Origin of the sequence: Microbacterium sp. NPDC056003, assembly GCF_042274785.1 — a bacterium.
Classification (GTDB): domain Bacteria; phylum Actinomycetota; class Actinomycetes; order Actinomycetales; family Microbacteriaceae; genus Microbacterium.
On sequence record NZ_JBHJXQ010000001.1, the window covers coordinates 551,556 to 570,366 of the forward strand.

17 protein-coding genes are annotated in these 18,811 nt (G+C 71.4%); 2 read left to right on the forward strand and 15 right to left on the reverse strand.

The genetic code is table 11. From position 1 onward, the window contains the following. Positions 1-26: 26 nt before the first annotated feature. Both ACFC1W_RS02595 and ACFC1W_RS02600 read right to left on the reverse strand, forming a co-directional pair. Positions 27-1,499 (reverse strand): NAD-dependent succinate-semialdehyde dehydrogenase, encoded by a 1,473-nt coding sequence (locus tag ACFC1W_RS02595; RefSeq protein ID WP_375988294.1) that lies wholly within the window; start codon positions 1,497-1,499, stop codon positions 27-29. Positions 1,500-1,651: 152 nt separating this feature from the next. Beyond that, entirely contained in the window at positions 1,652-3,562 is a 1,911-nt protein-coding gene (locus tag ACFC1W_RS02600) for an FAD-binding monooxygenase (protein WP_375988297.1), read from the reverse strand. A 142-nt stretch (positions 3,563-3,704) separates the two neighbouring features. On the opposite strand from ACFC1W_RS02600, the gene ACFC1W_RS02605 reads away from it, so the two are divergent. After that, the gene (locus tag ACFC1W_RS02605) at positions 3,705-4,415 is read left to right on the forward strand and encodes an IclR family transcriptional regulator (RefSeq protein ID WP_375988300.1); all 711 of its coding nucleotides are present in this window, start codon (positions 3,705-3,707) and stop codon (positions 4,413-4,415) included. Between the two features lie 63 nt (positions 4,416-4,478). On the opposite strand, the gene ACFC1W_RS02610 is transcribed toward ACFC1W_RS02605, so the two are convergent. Further along, complete coding sequence (locus tag ACFC1W_RS02610) at positions 4,479-4,781, reverse strand: hypothetical protein (protein WP_375988303.1); 303 nt, start codon at positions 4,779-4,781, stop codon at positions 4,479-4,481. Between the two features lie 144 nt (positions 4,782-4,925). Here ACFC1W_RS02610 and ACFC1W_RS02615 point away from each other — a divergent pair, with 144 nt between their 5' ends. Further along, on the forward strand, positions 4,926-6,578 hold the full coding sequence (locus tag ACFC1W_RS02615; RefSeq protein WP_375988306.1) for a thiamine pyrophosphate-binding protein: 1,653 nt from the start codon (positions 4,926-4,928) through the stop codon (positions 6,576-6,578). Positions 6,579-6,751: 173 nt separating this feature from the next. Here ACFC1W_RS02615 and ACFC1W_RS02620 read toward each other — a convergent pair whose 3' ends face one another. From ACFC1W_RS02620 to ACFC1W_RS02675, 12 genes are all read right to left on the reverse strand, one after another. Beyond that, on the reverse strand, positions 6,752-8,200 hold the full coding sequence (locus tag ACFC1W_RS02620) for a glyceraldehyde-3-phosphate dehydrogenase (protein ID WP_375988309.1): 1,449 nt from the start codon (positions 8,198-8,200) through the stop codon (positions 6,752-6,754). 407 nt (positions 8,201-8,607) lie between these two features. Continuing rightward, on the reverse strand, positions 8,608-9,369 hold the full coding sequence (locus ACFC1W_RS02625; RefSeq protein WP_375988312.1) for an enoyl-CoA hydratase/isomerase family protein: 762 nt from the start codon (positions 9,367-9,369) through the stop codon (positions 8,608-8,610). Between the two features lie 11 nt (positions 9,370-9,380). Beyond that, positions 9,381-10,577: a 1,2-phenylacetyl-CoA epoxidase subunit PaaE gene (gene paaE, locus ACFC1W_RS02630; protein ID WP_375988315.1), complete on the reverse strand. Its 1,197-nt coding sequence runs from the start codon at positions 10,575-10,577 to the stop codon at positions 9,381-9,383. Beyond that, entirely contained in the window at positions 10,577-11,098 is a 522-nt protein-coding gene (paaD, locus tag ACFC1W_RS02635) for a 1,2-phenylacetyl-CoA epoxidase subunit PaaD (RefSeq protein ID WP_375988318.1), read from the reverse strand. The genes paaE and paaD overlap by 1 nt, the downstream gene beginning before the upstream one ends. Beyond that, complete coding sequence (gene paaC / locus ACFC1W_RS02640) at positions 11,092-11,928, reverse strand: 1,2-phenylacetyl-CoA epoxidase subunit PaaC (protein ID WP_375988321.1); 837 nt, start codon at positions 11,926-11,928, stop codon at positions 11,092-11,094. The genes paaD and paaC overlap by 7 nt, the downstream gene beginning before the upstream one ends. After that, positions 11,925-12,230, reverse strand: a complete 306-nt coding sequence (gene paaB / locus ACFC1W_RS02645) for a 1,2-phenylacetyl-CoA epoxidase subunit PaaB (protein ID WP_191765915.1) — start codon at positions 12,228-12,230, stop codon at positions 11,925-11,927. Before paaB ends, paaC begins: the two co-directional genes overlap by 4 nt. Then, positions 12,230-13,228: a 1,2-phenylacetyl-CoA epoxidase subunit PaaA gene (paaA, locus tag ACFC1W_RS02650; RefSeq protein ID WP_375988326.1), complete on the reverse strand. Its 999-nt coding sequence runs from the start codon at positions 13,226-13,228 to the stop codon at positions 12,230-12,232. The genes paaB and paaA overlap by 1 nt, the downstream gene beginning before the upstream one ends. Before the next feature lie 44 nt (positions 13,229-13,272). After that, positions 13,273-13,659, reverse strand: coding sequence for a hydroxyphenylacetyl-CoA thioesterase PaaI (gene paaI, locus ACFC1W_RS02655; RefSeq protein WP_375991388.1), 387 nt, complete (start codon positions 13,657-13,659; stop codon positions 13,273-13,275). A 130-nt stretch (positions 13,660-13,789) separates the two neighbouring features. After that, positions 13,790-15,898 (reverse strand): phenylacetic acid degradation bifunctional protein PaaZ, encoded by a 2,109-nt coding sequence (paaZ, locus tag ACFC1W_RS02660; RefSeq protein WP_375988329.1) that lies wholly within the window; start codon positions 15,896-15,898, stop codon positions 13,790-13,792. Next, on the reverse strand, positions 15,898-16,800 hold the full coding sequence (locus ACFC1W_RS02665) for a 3-hydroxyacyl-CoA dehydrogenase family protein (RefSeq protein WP_375988332.1): 903 nt from the start codon (positions 16,798-16,800) through the stop codon (positions 15,898-15,900). The genes paaZ and ACFC1W_RS02665 overlap by 1 nt, the downstream gene beginning before the upstream one ends. Further along, complete coding sequence (locus tag ACFC1W_RS02670; RefSeq protein WP_375988335.1) at positions 16,797-17,534, reverse strand: enoyl-CoA hydratase/isomerase family protein; 738 nt, start codon at positions 17,532-17,534, stop codon at positions 16,797-16,799. Before ACFC1W_RS02670 ends, ACFC1W_RS02665 begins: the two co-directional genes overlap by 4 nt. Next, positions 17,527-18,717 carry a thiolase family protein gene (locus tag ACFC1W_RS02675; RefSeq protein WP_375988338.1) on the reverse strand — a complete coding sequence of 397 codons (1,191 nt, stop codon included), beginning with the start codon at positions 18,715-18,717 and terminating at the stop codon, positions 17,527-17,529. The genes ACFC1W_RS02670 and ACFC1W_RS02675 overlap by 8 nt, the downstream gene beginning before the upstream one ends. Between the last annotated feature and the right edge of the window lie 94 nt (positions 18,718-18,811).

An 18,811-nucleotide genomic window follows, 5' to 3' on the forward strand; every position in this document is an offset into this window, starting at 1 on the left:
CGTGGACAGCGAACCTCGAGGGACGGTCAGGCGTAGGGGTTCGGCGTCAGGGTGTACTTGGTCTGGAGATACTCGTGGATGCCCTCGGCGCCGCCTTCGCGGCCCAGGCCCGACATCTTCCAGCCGCCGAACGGAGCGGCGGCGTTGGAGACGACACCCACGTTGAGGCCCATCATGCCCGTCTCGAGCTTCTCGATCATGCGCTGTCCGCGCGAGAGGCTCTCAGTGAAGACGTACGAGACCAGGCCGTACTCGGTGTCGTTGGCGATCCGCACCGCGTCGTCCTCGGTGTCGAAGGGGACGATGGCGAGGACCGGCCCGAAGATCTCCTCGCGGAGGATCTCGCTGCCAGGCTGCACGTCCGACACGACGGTGGCCTCGAAGAACGTGCCGGGGCGGTCGATCGCCTTGCCGCCGGTGCGCAGCTGGGCGCCGCGCGAGACCGCGTCCTCGACCAGCTGCGACGCCTTCGCGACGGCACGGTCGTCGATGAGCGGGCCGATGGTGACGCCCTCCTCGGTGCCGCGGCCGGTCTTGAAACCCTGTACGCGCTCGGTGACGCGGCGGGCGAACTCTTCGGCGACCGAGCGGTGCACGATGAAGCGGTTGGCGGCGGTGCACGCCTGGCCGATGTTGCGGAACTTGGCCGCGATCGCGCCGTCCACCGCCTTGTCGAGGTCGGCGTCGTCGAACACCACGAACGGCGCGTTGCCGCCGAGCTCCATCGACGTGCGAAGCACACCCGGAGCCGCCTGCTGCAGCAGGCTCACGCCGACCGGGGTCGAGCCCGTGAACGAGAGCTTGCGCAGACGCGGGTCGGTGAGGATCGGTTCCGACACGGCGCCCGACGACGACGTCGTGAGCACGTTGACGACGCCGGCGGGCACGCCGGCCTCCTCGAGCAGCTTCGCGAAGAACAGCGTCGTCAGCGGCGTCAGCGCGGCCGGCTTGACGATGACGGTGCATCCGGCGGCGAGCGCGGGCGCGATCTTGCGGGTCGCCATCGCGAGCGGGAAGTTCCAGGGCGTGATCAGGTAGCAGGGTCCGACCGGGTGCTGCGACACGACCATGCGGCCGGTGCCCTCGGGGTTGGCTCCGTAGCGGCCCTGGATGCGCGGGGCCTCCTCGCTGAACCAGCGCACGAACTCGCCGCCGTACGCGACCTCGCCGCGCGCCTCGGCGAGGGGCTTGCCCATCTCGAGGGTCATCAACAGCGCGAAGTCCTCCTTGCGCTCCTGCAGCAGGTCGAACGCGCGGCGCAGGATCTCGCCGCGCTCGCGCGCGGGCGTCGCCGCCCAGGCGGGGAAGGCGTCGGCCGCGGCATCCATCGCTGCTTTGGCGTCGTTCGCCGACGCGGACGCGATCTCGCGGATGACCCCACCCGTCGCCGGGTCGTACACCTTGAGCGTCTTGCCGCCCTCGGCGGAACGCCACTCGCCCCCGATGAACAGGCCGTCCGGAACGGACGCCAGCAGTTCGGTCTCACGGTTGTCGGTCACGGGGACTCCCCTTGTCGATGACGGTTCGGGATGCCGCGGCCCCGCGGCATCCGATCAGTTCATGGTCTTGCGGGCCATTCTGCCCGCCGCCGCCGGAGCGGCCGATATACGTGATGTACACCACGGGGGCTCGTATCGCCCCCGCGGACAGGTCAGCGGACGGCGGCGACCGCGCGCTGATCGAGAAGCGCCTGCGAGAAGAACTCGGCGAGCTCTTCGGTGGCGGTCAGCGGCAGCACCGCGGCGACGTACTGGTCGGGACGCACCACGACCACGACGCCGTCGCGCGACAGCCCGCGCTCTTCGAAGATGTCGGTGCGCGTCCAGGCGTTCGGCTGCGCGGCGTACACCTTCTCCCAGTCGGTGAGGGCGAGCGGGCCGACCTTCGGCAGGAAGAGCCCGGGCGCGCGGGTGATCTCGACGTCCTCGTAGCTCTGCTGGTACACGACCTTCACGTCGAACACGGCGTCGACGTCGGTCCCGGCGGGCGTGTGCCGGGCGATCGGGCCCTCGGGCGAGGATACGAATGCGGCCCAGTCGGTCAGGGCGGACGGCTCGCCGGCCGTCGGCGCGTCGGCGAAAGCGTAGATGCGCCAGCGACCGTCGGCCGTCGCGTGGTGGCCGAGGTGCACGGCGTTGCCGTCGCACACCCGCACCACCTCGGACGACATGAAGCGCTTGCCGACCGGGAAGCCCGACGCGAGCTCCTGGTGCTCGGCGCCGCCCACGATGGGGGACGGCCCGTACTGGGTCATGAACCCCGACGGGAACTCGGCGGTGCCGAGGTAGAAGGTCGCGAGCTCCTGCGGGTCGGAGATCTCCTCGGGCTTGCGCGCCATCAGGCTCGACCATTGGCGGTCGAAGTCGATGAGCTGCTGCGCGACGGGCTGACGCTCGGCCGAGTACGTCGACAGCAGCGACGCGGAGCTGAGGCCCGTGAGCACGTGCCCGAGCTTCCAGCCGAGATTGAAGCCGTCCTGCATCGAGACGTTCATGCCCTGGCCGGCCTTCGCACTGTGGGTGTGGCATGCATCGCCGGTGAGGAAGACGCGCGGGTCGTGGCCCTGGTCGACGTCGACGTCGTCGAACTTGTCGGTGACGCGGTGGCCGACCTCGTAGACGCTGGACCAGGCGATCTCCTTCACGTCGAGCGTGTAGGGGTGGAGGATCTCGTTCGCCTTGCGGATGATCTCCTCGATCGGCGTCTGGCGCACCTGGTGGTTGTCGTCGGCGGCGACCTCGCCGAGGTCGACGTAGACGCGGCTGAGGTAGCCACCCTCGCGCGGAATGTGCAGGATGTTGCCGGCCGCCGAGTTGATCGCGCACTTGGTGCGCCAGTCGGGGAAGTCGGTGTTGACGAGCACGTCCATCACGCCCCACGCGTGGGCGGCGAAGTTGCCGACGTGCTTGCGGCCGATGGCCTCGCGCACGCCGCTGCGCGCACCGTCGCAGCCGACGACGTACTTCGCGCGCACGGTGCGCTCCTCGCCGGCGCGGTCCCCCGCCGCATAGCGCACGCGCACCTCGACGGGGTACTCGCCGTCGCCGTGCACGGTGAGGCCGAGGAACTCGATGCCGTAGTCGGGCGCAATGCGGGCGGGACCGTAGGCGGCGGCCTCGGCGAAGTAGTCGAGGACGCGCGCCTGGTTGACGATCAGGTGCGGGAACTCGCTGATCTTGAGCCCGTAGTCCTCGGTGCGCGTGGTGCGGATGATGTTACGCGGGTTCTCGGGGTCGGGGTTCCAGAAGTTCATGTAGCCGATGTTGTACGCCTCGGCGATGATGCGCTCGGCGAAGCCGAAGGCCTGGAACGTCTCGACGCTGCGCGGCTGGATGCCGTCGGCCTGACCCAGGGGCAGGCGGCCGTTGCGCCGTTCGATGAGACGCGTGGTCACGCTCGGGAACTGCGACATCTGCGCCGCCAGCAGCATGCCCGCGGGACCGGAGCCGACGATCAGCACGTCCATCTCGTCAGGGAGCTCGGCCGGACGATCGATGCCCGTGCCGACGGCGTTCTGCACGCGGGGCTCTCCGGAGACGTATCCGTGGTGGTGGAACTGCATCGTCCTGGTCCTTCCTGACGACTTCGTCGGGGGTTGTGCTCGCATCCGTTGCGTTCTATATTCGAACACGAAGTTCTACTATTGAACAGATCGTATACGAAGCGGATGCCGCGCGACAACCCCTGCGCGGGGAAGGACCCCGATGACCACGACGACCGCAGCGCCCGCGTCGCAGACGCTGAGCCGCGGCATCCGGGTGCTCGAAGTCCTCGCCGATGCCCGCGAGCCGCTCTCGATCGACGATCTCGCACGCCGGCTCGACCTGCATCGTTCCGTCGTCTACCGGCTGCTGCGCACGCTCGAGGACCACGGACTCATCACCCGCGATACGGCCGGGCGCGTGCAGCTCGGCGCGCGACTCGCCGCCCTCGCCGCGGGGGTCGCCCATGACCTGCATGCCGAGGCGCTGCCGGAGCTGACTGCGATCGCGAACGAGCTCGGCATGACGTGCTTCCTCGCGGTGCTCGATCGCGACGAGTGCATCACGCTGGCGAGCGTCGAACCGCGGCACGCGGTGGCGGCGGTGGCCCAGCGCCCGGGCGCGCGCCACTCCATCACCGTCGGAGCGCCGAGCAAGGCGATCCTGTCGACCCTCGATCCGGCCGAGTGGCCGACCGCCGTCGACGATCGCCTGCGTGCCGAGATCGCCGAGACCGCACGGCGCGGGTACGCGACCAGCCATGACGAGGTCATCCCGACGGTGCAGTCGGTGTCGGTGCCGCTGCGCCTGCGCGGCGGCCAGCGTCCTGCGGCGATCGCTGCGGTCTACGTGGCGAGCCCCGTGGAGCCCGAGGTGATCGCGCAGCGACTGCATCGCTCCGCGAGCGCGATCCGCGGGGCGCTCGGCGCCTGACGACCCGGCCGCTCGCAGCGAGCGATTCCGGCGCGCCGGGGGCGCGTCCGACGGCGCACGGACTCAGGCGAACTGCTGCCCGACGAACGCGATGTCGTACACCGCGACACGCTGCGGCACACCGGCGAACGCCTCCGCGCGAGCATCCGATGCCATGTACTCCTGCTCGAGAACGGCGAACGCCTCCTCGTCGCCCTCGGCGCTGACCGCCCAGACGAACTCGTTCGACGCCGGCAGGCCGTAGGCGAACTCGATCCGGAACCCGGCGGCCGGACGCACGCGCGGCATGCAGCCCTCCCACCACGCGACGAAGGCGTCGTACTCCCCGTCGACGAGCGTGTACCGGCGCAGCTGGATGGTCCTCATGGCCTCCATCATGCCCCGCGCGGAGTCCTATACTCGAAGTCGTCCGGCGGGAACGAGTCCGCCGGTGCTCGAAAAATGGGCACGCAGCGCGAACGCGCGAGACACATACGGCCTCTCACCGTCCCGTCTTGCAGGAGTTCCCTCATGCCGACCGTCTCCGCGCACGTCGCACTCACCCTCGCCCGCCACATCGACCACGTCTTCGGGGTCATGGGCAACGGCAACGCCTACTTCCTCGATGCTCTCGAGAGCTCGACCGCCGTCTCGTTCACCGCCGTGCGGCACGAAGCGGGCGGGGTCGTCGCCGCCGACGCCTTCCACCGCGCCTCGGGCGGGCTCGCCGCCGCCACGGCGACCTACGGCGCGGGCTTCACCAACACCCTCACCGCACTGGCCGAGGCCGTGCAGGCGCACGTGCCCCTGGTGCTCGTGGTCGGTGATGAGCCCACCTCGGGGCCGCGCCCGTGGGACGTCGACCAGATCGCCATGGCGTCGGCCGTGGGCGCGCGCACCTACACGGTCGGACGAGCGGATGCCGCGGCCACGACCGTCATCGCGATCGAGCACGCCCTGACCTACCGCGTGCCCACCGTGCTCGCGATCCCCTACGACGTCGCGGCGCGCGATGCCGGACCCGTTCCCGAGGCGCCCGAGCCGCGCCTGCCCGGCCCGCTGACACCGACCGGCCCGTTCGCGGAGCGGGCCGTCGCCGACATCGCCGCGGCCCTCGCCGGTGCGGAACGCCCCTTCCTGCTCGCCGGGCGCGGGGCATGGATCTCCGGGGCGGGCGACGCGCTCGGCGAGCTCGCCGACCTCACCGGGGCCCTCACCGCCTCGACGGCGCTCGGCCGCGGGGTGTTCCCCCGCGCCGAGTTCGACCTCGGAGTGACGGGCGGATTCGGCGCCGAAGGCGCGATGGAGCTCGTGCGCGAGGCCGACGTGGCCGTGGTCTTCGGCGCTTCGCTCAACCAGTTCACGATGCGGTTCGGCGACCTGTTCGCCCCCGGGACGCGCATCTACCAGGTCGACGTCACGCCCGCGGCGACGCATCCGCACGTCGGCGGATTCGTGCGGGGGGATGCCGCGACCGTCGCCGGCCGGCTCGTGACGGCCGTGCGCGAGCTGGGCACCGAGGGCAGCGGGTGGCGCGAATCGGTCGACGTCGCCGCGGCCCGCGGCTACGACACCGGGGAGGGCGTCGCCGCCGACGGACGCCTGGACCCGCGCTCGGTGGCCGCGCGCATCGCGGAGCTCCTGCCCGAGGACCGCGTCGTCGTCTCGGACGGCGGGCACTTCATCGGCTGGGCGAACATGTTCTGGCCGGTCGCGTCTCCCGACCGCATGATGATGGTGGGCACGGCGTTCCAGTCGATCGGCCTCGGCTGGCCGTCGGTGCCGGGTGCGGCGCTCGCTCGTCCCGAGGCGACCGTCGTGCTCACGACTGGCGACGGCGGCGGGCTGATGGCGCTGTCCGACCTGGAGTCTGCGGTGCGCGTAGCAGGCGGCCGCGGCATGGCCGTGGTGTGGAACGACGCCGCGTACGGCGCCGAGGTCAACCTCTACGGGCTCAAGGGCCTCGCGAAGGAGCCGATGCTCATCCCCGAGGTCGACTTCGCCGCGCTGGCCGCCGGCGTCGGAGCCGAGGGCGTCGTCGTGCGCACCATGGCCGACCTGGAGCGCCTCGCATCGTGGGCGGCCGAAGACCCGGCGGCCCGCCGGTTCCTGGTGCTCGACTGCCGCATCTCGGGCGCCGTCATCGCGCCCTACCAGCAGGAGATCATCCGCGTGAACTCCTGACGCAGGCCGGCGATCAGGCGCACCCGGTCTTCCCAGCGGTGGATGACCGCCACAACGTCGGAGATCCCGGGCCACACGCCGGGGCGCAGCATCCATCGACCGGCGTGTCCGGCGAGATCTCCGATCTTGCGACGTCCACGGGCCCCGCCCGGACGGAGTGCACCGGCTCGGGCCTACGCCTCGAGCGTGACCTCGCGGCGCGCGGGACGGACCACCGGGTGCGCGCCGGCCATCTTCTCGAGTACCCGGATCACCTGGCACGAGTATCCGAACTCGTTGTCGTACCAGACGTACAGGATGAGGTTGTCGCCCGTGGCGATCGTCGCCAGTCCGTCGACGATGCCGGCGCGGTGCGATCCGACGAAGTCGGTCGAGACCACCTCGGGCGACTCGACGTAGTCGATCTGCTGGCGCAGCTTCGAGTGCAGCGACACCCGCCGCAGGTAGTCGTTCGCCTGGTCCTTCGACGCCGGGCGTTCCAGCGTCAGGTGCAGCACGGCCAGCGACACGTCGGGCGTCGGGACGCGGATCGAGCTCCCGGTCAGCTTGCCCTCCAGCTGCGGCAGCGCCTTGGCGACCGCCGTGGCAGCTCCGGTCTCGGTGATCACCATGTTGAGCACGGCCGACCGGCCGCGACGATCGCCGCGGTGGAAGTTGTCGATGAGGTTCTGGTCGTTGGTGAACGAGTGCACCGTCTCGACGTGGCCGCGCACGATTCCGTAGGCCTCGTCGATCGCGGCGAGAACCGGGGTGATGGCGTTCGTCGTGCAGGACGCCGCCGACAGGATGCGGTCGTCGGGCGTGATGGCGTCGTCGTTGATGCCGTGGACGATGTTCTTCAGCGGGCTCTTGCCGGGCGCCGTGAGCAGCACCCGTGCCACGCCCTTCGCCCGCAGGTGCTGTGACAGCCCGGCCTCGTCGCGCCAGCGGCCGGTGTTGTCGACGACGATCGCGTCGTCGATGCCGTGGGCCGTGTAGTCGACGGCTGCGGGGTCGTCCGCGTAGACGACCTGGATCCGCGTGCCGTTGGCGATGATCTGCTGGGCGTCCTCGTCCACCGAGACGGAGCCGGCGAAGGGACCGTGGACCGAGTCGCGCTGCAGCAGGCTGGCGCGCTTCTGGAGGTCGTTCGCGCCGCCCTTGCGCACCACGATCGCACGCAGCCGCAGGCCGCTGCCGCCGCCCGCGTGCGAGATCAGGATGCGGGCGAGCAGGCGCCCGATGCGGCCGAAGCCGTAGAGCACGACGTCTGCACCGGCCGGGCTCGCGCCGCTGTCGCCCCGCACGTCGGCGAGCTCCGCCGCGAGCTGCTCGGCGAGCGACTCGGAGTGCCCCCGCACGATGGTCGCGAGGCGGCCGACGTCGATCGACGCCGCGCCCGGCGCGAGCGCCTCGAGCTCGGTGAGCACAGCGAGCGTCTCCGCCGGGTCGAGCTCGTCGTGGCCGAGCTGGCTCACCCGCTCGTGGACGCCCAGGAGGCCCGTGGTCGACAGGTTGATGATGCGGTGTCCATGCAGCGAGGTCACCACGCCCCTGCGGTAGAGCCGGCCGATGATCGGGATCATCTGCTCCGCGAGCTCTTCTCGCGTTGCCCAGTCCTCGGTCTGCTGTGCGTCGACCACGTGATGCCTTTCGTTGCGGAGCGCGTGTCGCGGGAGTGCCGGTGCTTGTGACACCAACGGTCTAAAGTACCTGCCGAAAGTCGGTGATCCCGCGCCTTTGCCGCTTCAGGGAGCGTCAAGAATGGCGATTCTTTACGAATCTGCAGATCTGCTCGCCCGCCCCCGCCGCGCGCACCCACCGACGGCGCTCGCGCTGCCCGAACCGGCATCCGCGCCCGATTCCGACAGCCACGAACGCAGGTTTCGACAGCGCGAAGCACAGGGGCCACCGATCGAGTGCGGGCGACACCCGCAGATCGAGTGCGCGCGCAGCGCGACACCCGCAGATCGAGTGCGCACGCAGCGCGACACCCGCAGATCGAGTGCGCGCGCAGCGCGTGTATCGAGATCCCGCCCCGTCCGCCGGGTCAGGCTCCGGTGAAGGTGGGCGTGCGCTTCTCCTGGAACGCCGCGAACCCCTCGCGGTAGTCGGCGGTGTCGCGCAGCTCGGCCTGCCCGCGCGTCTCCTCGGCGACCACGCGCCACAGCCGCTCGTCGCGCAGCTTGTCGATCAGGCGCTTCGACGCGAGGAACGCCTGCGTCGGCCCGGCGGCGGCCCGTGCGGCGCGCTCGCGCGTGAACTCGAGCAGCTCGTCGGCTGCGACGCTGCGGCTGAAGAGCCCCGCCGCCACGGCCTCGGCTCCGGTCAACAGCTCGCCGGTGTAGATGAGGTCGAGAGCACGGTGCGCCCCGAGGCGCTCGTACAGGAGTGCGTGGCCGCCCGAGTCGAGCAGCGCGCCGAGGTTCGCGAACGGCGACCCGACCTTGGCGGTATCGGCGACGTACACCACGTCCGTCGCGATGGCGAGCCCGAGTCCGACGCCCAGGCACGCCCCCTGCACGGCCGCGAACGTCGGCGCCGGGAACGCGGCCATCCGCCGCATCAGCGCCTGGACCGCGCCGAGGTACTCCCCCACGTCGTCGGTCGCCGGATCGACGCCGGCGATGTCGCGCCCGGCGCAGAACGCGCGTCCTTCGCCGCGCAGGACGAGAGCGCGGGCGCCGGATGTCTCGGCCTCGGCGTACGCGGCATCCATCTCGCCGATCGCCTCCAGCGACAGGGCGTTGAGCTTCTGGGGGGCGTCGAGCACGATCTCGGCGACGCCCTCGTCGACGGAGCTGGTGATCACGGGAACCTCTCTCAGACGTCGTAGTCGACCACGACGCGGTCGGTCGTGGGGTGGGACTGGCAAGTGAGGATGTAGCCGCGCTCGAGCTCGTCGGGCTCGAGCGCGTAGTTCTCGGTCATCGTTACGGACCCCTCGCGCAGCAGCGCCCGGCACGTGCCGCAGACGCCGCCCGCACACGCGAACGGTGCGTCGGGGCGCACGCGCAATGCGGCATTGAGGATCGATTCGTGCGCGGAGACCGGGCTCTCGATCGTCGCCGACTGGCCGTCGAGTGTGACCTCGATCCGGTGCACGGGCTCGTCGGCCTTGACCTCGATCCGGCGTCCTGACGGCGCCTCCGCCCGGCCGCCCTCGCCCGTCGTGAACAGCTCGTAGCGGACGTGCTCGGGGGCCACGCCGATGTCGGCGAGCGTGTCGCGACACAGCTGCACGAGCTCGAACGGGCCGCACAGGAACCATTCGTCGACGGTGTCGGGAAGCACGAGCGCGTCGAGGATGCGGCGGAGCCGCTCTTCGTCGATGCGTCCCGAGAGCAGCGGCGCCGCCCGCTGCTCGCGCGAGAGCACATGGTGCAGGGCAAGCCGCGAGGGGTAGCGGTCCTTGAGATCGGCGAGGTCCTCGAGAAACATCACGTCGGAGGTCGAGCGGTTCGTGTAGACGAGCGTGAAGCGCGAGGTCTCGGAGCGTGCGAGCACCGTCGCGGCGAGCGCCATGAGCGGAGTGATCCCCGACCCGGCGGCGATGCCCGCGACATGCGCGCCGTCGAGGTCGGCGAGCGACGACGTGAACGTGCCCTGCGGGCTCATCACGTCGATGCGGTCGCCGGGCTTCAGCTCGGTGTGCGCCCATGTCGAGAACCGCCCGCCCTGGTCGCGCTTGATGGCGACGCTGATCGTGAGCGGACCGTCCCCTCCGCCGCCGGCGTCGACCGCGCGGCACAGCGAGTACGAGCGCCGCACCTCGTGGCCGTCGAGCGTGGTGCGCAGGGCGACGTGCTGGCCGGCGAGGTAGTCGAAGTCGCCGCGTGCCGCTTCCGGTACGGCGAACGTCACCTCGACCGCGGCGTCGGTCAGCGGCCGCACCGCCGCGACGCGCAGCGTGTGGAAGCGGGCACGGCGCTTCGCCTCGCGCGGACCGCCGACGGCGCTCGTCAGGAGGGCCTCGGCGATGCGCTCGCGCTCGCGGGCCCCGATGTTCTCGGCGGCCATCAGTGCACCTTGAAGTGGTCGAAGGGCTCGAGGCACTCCCGGCATTCGTAGAGCGCCTTGCACGAGGTCGACCCGAAGCGCGCGAGCTCGCGTGTGTCGAGCGAGCCGCAGCGCGGGCACTTCACCGCGAGCTGCAGCCGGATCGGTCCGCCGACCGACGCCTTCCCCGTGGGCGGCGCGATGCCATAGGACCTCAGCTTGTCGCGGCCCTCATCGCTCATCCAGTCGGTGGTCCACGCGGGAGTGAGGGTCAGCCGCACGTCGACGTCGGTGAACCCGGCCTCGGTGAGCGCGAGCACGATGTCGTCGCGAATGGTGTCGACGGCGGGGCACCCCGAGTACGTCGGCGTGATGGTCACCGTCACCCGGTCGCCGTCGACCGACACGTCGCGCAGCACCCCGAGGTCCTCGACGGTGAGCACCGGCACCTCCGGATCGGGCACGGCCGCGGCGATGCGCCAGGCGCGCGCGGAGTCCGCGGCCACGGCATCGCGGGACTGCAGGTCGCTGAGCGTCACCATGTCGCCCCCGGATGCTGTCGCGCGAGAACCTGCATCTCGGCCAGGATGTAGCCGAGCGTCGTGAAGTGCCGGCCCTCGCGGCCGCCGCCGGCGCTCACGAACCCCTGCGGCATGTCGAGCTCCGCTTCGGCGAACACGGCGCCGACGACGGCGTCGAAGGCAGGGCGCAGGCCTGCGGGACGCACAGCGGCCTTCCCGAGCCGCTCGATCAGCGGGTCGTCGCGGAAGAGCTCGTCGACGTACGGCCACACGTCGCCCACGGCGCGGATCATGCGCGCACGCGACTCCTCGGTGCCGCCGGCCAGGCGGAGTGTCCACTGCACCGCGTGGTCGCGGTGGTACTCGACCTCTTTCACGGCCTTGGCCGCGATCGCCGCGAGGGTGGCATCGCTGGATCCGGCGAGCGCGCGGTAGAGCTCGAACTGGTAGGCGGATGCCGCGAACTGACGCGCGATCGTCTGTGCGAAGTCGCCGTTCGGCTGCTCGAAGAGCCAGGCGCCGCGGAACTCGGGCTCGTCGCGCCAGAACGCGAGGTCGTCTTCGGTGCGGCCGTCGAAGGATCCGGCGTAGCGGAGGAACGAGCGCGCGTGCCCGAGCAGGTCGAGCGCGATGTTGCCCAGCGCGACGTCCTCCTCGAGCTCGGGTGCGCGCGCGATCCAGGCGCCGAGCTGCTGCGACAGGATCAGCGCGTCGTCGCCGAGGCGCAGCGCGTACTCGGCGATGTCGGCGGTCGCCGCACGGCCGCCCTCGCCCGCGAGCTCGGCGGAGAGCTCGATACGGTCGACGCTGACCTCGCCGTGCGGGTCGTCGTGGATCGTCTCCGTGCTCACAGGTGCGGCACCCCCTCCGACGCCGTGTAGTACACCGCGTGCCGGTAGTTCTTGCCTGCCGGGCTCTCGAAGAACGCGCCCTTCGAGTCGGGGTCGCTCGTCGTGATGGCGTCGGCGGGCACGACCCAGACCGACGTGCCCTCGCCGCGGCGCGTGTACAGGTCGCGTGCGTTGCGCAGGGCGAGCTCGGCGTCGGGCGCGTGCAGCGAGCCGGCGTGCACGTGGCTCAGCCCGCGGCTCGCGCGCACGAAGACCTCCCACAGCGGCCAGGTCTCGCGGTCGGAGTATCCCGGAGCAGCCATCACGCCACCTTCCCTTCCGCGCGGCCGGCCTCCGCGCGGGCCGCCTGCCTGCGCGCGTACTCCGCCGCGGCCTCGCGCACCCATGCGCCGTCCTCGTGGGCATTCCGACGGTTGCGCAGGCGCTCCGCGTTCATCGGCCCGCGCCCGCGCAGCACCTCGTGGAACTCGGTCCAGTCGATCTCGCTCATGTGCCAGCGCTGGGCGTCCTCATCCCAGCGCAGCTGGGGGTCGGGCAGCGTCACGCCCAGCACCTCTGCCTGGGGCACCAGCATCCCGACGAATCGCTGTCGGAGCTCGTCGTTCGAGAAGCGCTTGATCTTCCACGCCATCGACTGCGCGGAGTTGGGCGACTCGTCGTCGGGCGGCCCGAACATCATGAGACTCGGCCAATACCAGCGGTTCACGGCATCCTGCGCCATCTCCCGCTGCGCCGGGGTGCCCTGCATGAGCGCGAGCAGGATCTCGAACCCCTGTCGCTGATGGAACGACTCCTCCTTGCAGATGCGCACCATCGCCCGGCCGTACGGCCCGTACGACGCGCGGCACAGCGGCACCTGGTTGCAGATCGCGGCGCCGTCGACGAGCCAGCCGATCGCGCCCATGTCTGCCCACGTGGGCGTCGGGTAGTTGAAGATCGACGAGTACTTCGCCTTGCCGGCGATGAGCTGCTCGGTCATCTCGTCACGGGTGATCCCGAGGGTCTGCGCGGCGGAGTACAGGTAGAGCCCGTGGCCCGCCTCGTCCTGCACCTTCGCCATCAGGATCGCCTTGCGCTTCAGGCTCGGTGCCCGAGTGATCCAGTTGCCCTCCGGCTGCATGCCGATGATCTCGGAGTGGGCGTGCTGCGAGATCTGCCGGATGAGCGTCTTGCGGTACGCATCCGGCATCCAGTCGCGCGGCTCGATGCGCTGCTCTGCCGCGATGAGCGCGTCGAACGCGGCCTGCTCGGCGGCCTCGTCGGGCTCGACCACGGTCGGTTCGGGTGCGGTCGTCATCATCGACTCCTCAATTACAGACCATTCGTTCAGTAAGTCTACTACGGTCAGTCCGCAGGGTGCTCCCGGCGGGTGGTGAACGAGCGCCCGCGGAACTCGGCGACCACGTCACCGGTCTCGTCGGTGACCGTCACGTCGTACAGGCCGCTGCGACCGGATGCCGCGCGCCGGCGCGCGTGCGCGGTCAGCGTCTGTCCCGCGCGCGTCGCCTTGAGGAAGGCGATGTCGGCACCCGCGGCGACCGTCACCTCGTCGTCCTCGTTGCACGCCATGGCGAAGGCGGTGTCGGCCAGCGCGAACACCATGCCGCCGTGCGTGATCGCGAAGCCGTTCGTCATATCGTCGCGCACGCGCATCGACACCACGGCCTCCCCCGGCTCGTCGCGTTCGACGACCATCCCGAGCGCCGCCGACGCGCGGTCGCGCTGCAGCATGCGGCGCTGGCCGGCGAAGTGCTCGGCGGGCTCGATCACGGCGTCCCCTTCGCGCGGTCGAAACCTGCGTACGCGGCGAAAACCCGAGAGAGCGGATGCCGATTCCGGCCGCGCTCGGCGACGTCGGACATCATGCCCCGGCCTCGACGGGCGCGGGCGTGCCGACGGCGTCGGCTGCGGCATCCGCTTCCTTCGCGACCAGAGTCAGCACGTCGTATGTCGCCACGATCTCATCGGACTGGTTGTGGATGACGGCGTCCCACCGCACCTCGCCGTACTCGTCGGTCTCGCGCGGGGTGATCTGCTTCGCCGTGAGCACGACGCGGATCTCGTCGCCCGGCGACACCGGCGTCATGAAGCGGAGGTTCTCCAGCCCGTAGTTCGCCAGCACCGGCCCGGGCTCAGGGTCGACGAACAGGCCCGCGGCCCACGAGACGAGGAGGTAGCCGTGGGCCACGCGTCCGGGGAAGAACGGGTTGGCGGCCGCTGCCTCCTCGTCCATGTGGGCGTAGAACAGGTCGCCCGTGAAGTTCGCGAACGTCTCGATGTCATCGAGCGTCACGACGCGCGTGGCCGAGACGAGCTGGTCGCCGATCGCGAGTTCGGCGAGCGACTTGCGGAACGGATGACGGTCGGTTCGGGATGCTGCGCCCTGATGCCACACGCCGGTCAGCGCCGTCAGCATCTCGGGGGAGCCCTGCACGGCGGTGCGCTGCATGTGATGGAGCACCGCGCGGATGCCGCCGAGCTCCTCGCCGCCGCCGGCACGGCCCGGACCGCCGTGCACGAGGTGCGGCACGGGCGCGCCGTGACCCGTCGACGTGCGCGCGTCGGCGCGATCGAGGAAGAGGAGCCGCCCGTTGAACGCCGCGACGCGCGTCAGCAGCGTCGTCGCGACCGCCGGGTCGTTCGTCGCCACGCTCGTGACCAGAGATCCGCCGCCGCGGGCGACCAGGTCGGCGGCCTCGTCGACGGTGCGATAGGTCAGCACGCTGGCGACCGGACCGAACGCCTCGACCTCGTGCACGGCATCGGCCGAGGCATCCGCGAACCCGATCAGCAGGGGCTCGACGAACGCGCCGTCCGGTGCGGGGCCGACCGACCCGTCGGCGCGCACGACCTGCGGCGCGCCGGTCGACCCGAGCAGCACCCGGCCCCCAGCGGCTTCGAGCGCGCCCACGGCGCGCAGCACCTCATCGCGCTGCGCCACGGACACCAGTGGACCCATCGTCACGTCGGGGGCGTGTGGATCGCCGAGCACGACCCGCTCGGCCACCTTCGTGCGAACGGCCTCGACGAGGTCGTCGACCGCACCCTCCGGCACGATCGCCCGCCGGATGGCCGTGCACTTCTGCCCGGCCTTCGTGGTCAGCTCGACCATCAGCTGCTTCACGTACGCGTCGAACTCAGGGGTGCCGGCGACGGCGTCCGGTCCGAGGACGCTCGCGTTGATCGAGTCGGTCTCGTTCGTGAACCGCACCCCGCCGGTCTGCACACTCTCGTGCGAGCGCAGGCGCTCCGCCGTCGACGCACTGCCGGTGAACCCGACGAGGTCGCCGAGCCGAAGGTGGTCGAACAGTCCGGGCACGCTGCCGCTCACGAGCTGGAGCGAGCCCTCCGGCAGAAGCCCGGTGTCCACGAGGATGCGCACCCACGCCTCGGCGACGTACGCGGTGGGCGTCGCCGGCTTGACCACGCTGGGCACGCCGGCCAGGAACGCGGGCGCGAACTTCTCGAGCGCACCCCACATCGGGAAGTTGAAGGCGTTGATCTGCACCGCGACACCGGGGAGGCGCGTGTACACATGCCGTCCGAGGAATGAACCGTCCTTCGACAGCGGCTCGACCGGGCCGTCGAGGTAGACCTGCCCGTTGGGCAGCTCGCGGCGCCCCTTCGACGAGTAGGTGAAGAGCACGCCGATGCCGCCGTCGACGTCGCCGGCCGAGTCGCGTGCGGTGGCGCCCGCGCGCTTCGAGAGGTCGTAGAGCTCCTGCTTGCGCTCGGTCAGCGCGAGGGCGAACTGCTTCAGCAGCACGGCACGCTGATGGAACGTCAGCGTGCCCAGACTCCGCTGCCCGACCGTGCGCGCGTAGTCGAGCACGCCGGCAAGATCGAGGCCCTCGGTGCTGACCCGGGTGATCGCCTCGCCGGTCGACGCGTCGGCGACGGTCACGGCGGACGAGACATCCGCCGGCGTCCACCACTCGCCGCGCACATAGCTGGGAAGGATCTCGGTCATCACTCGCTCCATTCGTAGAAACCGCGGCCGGTCTTGCGGCCCAGCCGGCCGTCGGCGACCATGCGCCTCAGCAGTTCGGGGGGCGCGAACCGGTCGCCCAGGCGCGCGTGCAGCTCTTCGGCGATGCCGAGTCGCACGTCGAGGCCGACCAGATCGGTCGTGCGCAGGGGACCGACGGGATGCCGGTACCCGAGCTCCATCGCCGCGTCGATGTCGGCTGCCGAGGCGACGCCCTCCTCGACCATGCGGATGGCCTCGAGCCCGAGCGCGACGCCGAGCCGGCTGGAGGCGAAGCCCGGGGCATCGCGCACCACGACGGGCGTCTTGCCGATCGCCGCCACCCAGTCCTTCGCCGCAGCGACCACGTCTTGGTCGGTCGCCGGTCCGACGACGACCTCGACCAGCTGCGACGCCGGCACGGGATTGAAGAAGTGCAGGCCGATGAACCGGCCCGGGCGCTCGAGGCCGGCGGCGAGGTCGTCGATCGAGATGGACGACGTGTTCGTCGCGAGGACAGCGCTCGCTTCGAGCACGCGCTCGGCCCGTCCGAGGGCGGCAGCCTTGAGTTCGCGGTCTTCGGGAACGGCTTCGACCACGAGCCCGCAGCCGGTGAGCGCGGCGGCATCCGTCGCCGTTTCGAGCGCGGCCTCGAGGACCTCGAACGGGTGCGGAGTCGCGCCGCGGTCGATGCTGCGCCGTACCGCCTCGAGAACGCGGGCGGATGCCGCATCCGCAGCCTGCTCGTCGCGTTCGACGACGACCACGTCGGCGCCGGCGAGGGCGAAAGCGTGCGCGATGCCCGCCCCCATCCGGCCGCCGCCGATCACGCCGACGCGCGCCGGTACCGGCGTGTTCCCGGGCGAATCGTGCTCGGTCATCGCCTGCGCCTCGTGCTCGGTCATCGCTTGCGCCTCTCGAGGAATGCGGTCATGCGTCGCTCCTTCTCGGGGCTCTCGAAGAGCTCGGCCTGCAGCTCGAGCTCGAGCGCGGGATGGGCGCCCGGCGCAGCGGAGAGCGCCGTCTTGGTGTGGCGCGTCGCGAGGGGGTCATTGGCGGCGATGCGGTCGGCAATCGCGTGGGCGGCGGCCAGCAGCTCGTCGGGCTCGTGCAGCGAGGAGACCACGCCCCAGGAGAGCGCCTCGTCGGCGTCGAGGATGCGACCGGTGAGCAGCAGCTCGGCGGCGCGTGCCTCTCCCACGATCTGCGGCAGGCGCCAGGTCGCGCCTGCCGCGGCGATGATGCCGAGCCCGGTCTCAGGGTTGCCGATCTTCAGCCGGGGCGTGCCGATCCGCAGGTCGGCCGCGTAGGCGAGCTCGGCGCCTCCGCCCAGCGCGTAGCCGTCGATCGCCGCGACCACCGGCATCGGAAGTGCGCGGATGCGCTGGAACGCGCGGGTGTTGATGCCGCGGCGGGCATCCGCGGCGCGGCGCTCACGCAGCTGGGCGATATCGGCGCCCGAGGCGAAGACCCCGTCGGCACCGATGAGGATGAGCGTGCGGGGCGTCGTCTCGAGCTCCGCGCACAGATCGTGCAGGGCGTCGATCATCGCCTGGTCGATCGCGTTGCGCGCCTCGGGTCGCGTCAGCGTCGCGACGACGCGATCGTCGGCGCTCTCGATGCGCAGCGACTCAGGCATCCACCCGCTCCACGATCATCGCGGTGCCCTGCCCCACGCCGACGCACATCGTGGCCAGCCCGTACCGCGCGTCCTCGCGCTCCATCCGGCCGAGCAGGGTCACGATCAGGCGGCTGCCGCTGGAGCCCAGCGGGTGGCCGAGCGCGATCGCGCCGCCGTCGGCGTTGACGATGGCCGGGTCCAGCCCGAGCCGCCGCATCGATGCGAGCGACTGCGACGCGAAGGCCTCGTTCAGCTCGACCGCGCCGATGTCGGAGACCGAGAGCCCGGCCTTCGCGAGCGCCTTCTCGGTGGCGGGCACCGGCCCGAGTCCCATGATCTCGGGCGCGAGGGCCGCGGTCGCCGCGGCGACGATCCGGGCACGCGGGCGCAGTCCGTGGCGCTCGACCGCCGCCGCGGACGCCACGACGATCGCGGACGCGCCGTCGTTGAGCGAGCTGGCGTTGCCGGCCGTGACGACCTCACCACCGGCGACCACCGGACGCAAGCCGGCCAGGACCTCGAGCGACGTGTCGCGCCGGGGCCCTTCGTCGGTGTCGACATCGCCTGCGCGGGTCGGCACCGCGACGATCTCGTCGGCGAACCGGCCCGCGTCGATCGCCGCGACGGCACGCTGATGGCTGCGCAGGGCGAAGGCGTCGGCATCCGCTCGAGAGATCCCGTCGACGCGCGCGACCTCCTCGGCGGTCTCGGGCATCGAGTACGTGGCCTTGTCGCGGGTCTTCAGCCGCGGGTTGGTGAAGCGCCAGCCGATCGACGTGTCGAATGTCTCTCCGGGCTTCGCCCAGGCGCGGTCGGGCTTGGCCTGCACCCAGGGCGCGCGGGTCATCGACTCCACGCCGCCGGCGACCAGGGCATCGGCGTCGCCGGCGCGGATGGCCTGCGCGGCGAGCGCGATCGCCGACATGCCCGAGGCGCACAGCCGGTTCACGGTCATGCCCGGAACCTCGTCGGGGAGGCCGGCCAGCAGCGCAGCGAGGCGCGCGACGTTCCGGTTGTCTTCGCCGGCCTGGTTCGCCGCGCCGAGGATGACCTCGTCGACAGCCTCGCGAGGCAGTCCCGCGCGCGCGACCGCCTCGCCGACGACGAGTGCGGCGAGGTCGTCGGGGCGGACGCCGGCGAGGGCGCCGCCGTAGCGGCCGACGGGCGTGCGGACTCCACCGACCAGGTAGGCGTCGGACATCGTCATCCCTCCGCGGCCGCATCGGCGCGGCACCGGTACAGATGATACCTAACCGATCGTTCAGTATTCCAATCCCGCATGCGACACTGGAGCA